Origin of the sequence: Fictibacillus sp. NRS-1165 (assembly GCF_050468105.1) — a bacterium.
Classification (GTDB): domain Bacteria; phylum Bacillota; class Bacilli; order Bacillales; family Fictibacillaceae; genus Fictibacillus_C; species Fictibacillus_C terrinigri.
The window spans coordinates 1-1,056 of record NZ_JBDPNU010000187.1; the positions used below are offsets into that span (position 1 = coordinate 1).

The following is a 1,056-nucleotide window of genomic DNA, read 5'->3' on the forward strand; positions in this document are numbered from 1 at the left end:
ACGTTATACGGCAAAGCGCCGATCGGTGTTGCGTCTTGTGCTCCTCTCCATGCTAGAGTCATAGCGATTTGCGGCAGTGTCGGTGAAGGCAGTGAAGTTCTTTACAGCCATGGTATCGATGCAATCTTTCCTACGATTCCGGCGCTATTGTCAACAGAATCGATAATGAGCAGCTCGTTTCCCAATATACAGAGAACAGCTCGTAATATCGCAGCTCTGCTTCGAAGAGAAAGGGAGTAGGAAATGAAAAAAAGTATGATTGAAGCTGTAGTATTTGATCTTGATGGTGTCATCACAAATACAGCCCATTATCATTTTTTAGCTTGGAAACAACTAGCCAATGAAATAGGCATTACCATTGACGAGACATTTAATGAAACACTAAAGGGGATCAGCCGGCTGGATTCCCTTGAGTTGATTTTACAATACGGAAATCGGCAACATGACTTTTCCACAGAAGAAAAAGAAGAAATGGCGAATAAGAAAAATGATCATTACCGTCTTTATTTAAACGACCTGAAACCAGAACATGTATTACCGGGTATTCCTGAGCTGATTCGCAATATTAAAGCGGAGGGGATTCAGATTGGGCTTGCTTCGGTTTCGAAAAATGCGGGTACCGTCTTAAAGGCATTAGATTTAGAGGCGGCCTTTGATTTTTGTGCGGATGCTGCAAAAATAAGTAAGTCAAAACCAGATCCGGAAATATTCTTAACCGCATGCAGTGGACTTGGTGCTGACCCTCTAAGGTCTATAGGTATAGAAGATGCAGTAGCAGGAATTGAATCCATCAAGGCAAGCGGAATGTTTGCAGTAGGGGTAGGCCACACACTACAGGAAGCGGATTTGGTGTTTGAAACGACCAACCAATTACAATGGGTCAATATAAAAGAGGAATTTGATCACTGGATAAGTAGATGTGAAACACCGGATAGCTTGTAGACCACGGAGTCTACAAGCTTTTTTTGTGAGATGACATATTCGGCGGGTAACACGTTGGTTCTTTACAATGTACAGGAGATCAGCAGCAGTGCGAGACTCACTATATAAAACTTA

2 protein-coding genes are annotated in these 1,056 nt (G+C 42.5%); both read left to right on the forward strand.

Going from position 1 to position 1,056, the window contains the following annotated elements; translation table 11 throughout:
- Nucleotides 1–240: glycerate kinase (locus ABHN01_RS25780; RefSeq protein WP_429877909.1), on the forward strand; the 240-nt coding region annotated here is incomplete at its 5' end.
- 3 nt (nt 241–243) lie between these two features.
- Nucleotides 244–942 carry a beta-phosphoglucomutase gene (gene pgmB / locus ABHN01_RS25785; protein WP_429877910.1) on the forward strand — a complete coding sequence of 233 codons (699 nt, stop codon included), beginning with the start codon at nt 244–246 and terminating at the stop codon, nt 940–942.
- Nucleotides 943–1,056 lie beyond the last annotated feature (114 nt).

Excerpts from the sequence above, each read along its gene's own strand:
- pgmB (WP_429877910.1), top strand. The coding sequence starts at position 244 with ATGAAAAAAAGTATGATTGAAGCTGTAGTATTTGATCTTGATGGTGTC.